The sequence below is a fragment of the Mitsuaria sp. WAJ17 genome (assembly GCF_014174515.1).
Taxonomy (GTDB): Bacteria; Pseudomonadota; Gammaproteobacteria; order Burkholderiales; family Burkholderiaceae_C; genus Roseateles_B.
Genome location: NZ_JACJUG010000114.1, coordinates 1 through 465, shown reverse-complemented (window position 1 = coordinate 465; position 465 = coordinate 1). Strand labels below are relative to the sequence as shown.

Here is a 465-nt window from a genome sequence, read left to right as displayed (position 1 = left end):
GGAAGTTCACATGCGGCATCACCTTGGTGTCGACCAGGGTGATGACCTTCTGCACATCGCCGCCCTGGATTGCCTTGTCGGCCTTGACGGTCTCGATCGTCTCCAGCGAGAGCTGCCGGATCAGTTGGTCGGGTGCGCTGTTGTCGACCGCCTGTGCCAACAGCGGCACGGCCATGCCCAGGCCCAGCAGGGCGCGCAACAGCAGTCGTTTCGTCATCGTCATTTCAATCCCTTTGATAGTCGGAGAGGTCGGCACACGCGGCGCTGGCGGCGCGCATGCGCTGCTCAACGCAGCAGCAACCGATTTGGTTCACTTGTCGGCCTGCGGATTGGTGGGCGCGGGCTCGGGCGCCAGCACTTCGTAGGCCTCATCGTCCTCGATGCTGCCGCGTCGCTGCAGATAGGCATCTCGGATGAAGGTGTACTTGTCGAGCGCGATGCCGTCGAGCATCTCGCCGGCGCGCA

Annotated in this window: 1 pseudogene; it reads right to left on the bottom strand. The window is 63.7% G+C overall.

Annotated elements, in window-relative coordinates:
* Positions 1–217 (bottom strand): annotated as a pseudogene (locus tag H5407_RS23615) (hypothetical protein); the annotation flags it as partial.
* Between the last annotated feature and the right edge of the window lie 248 nt (positions 218–465).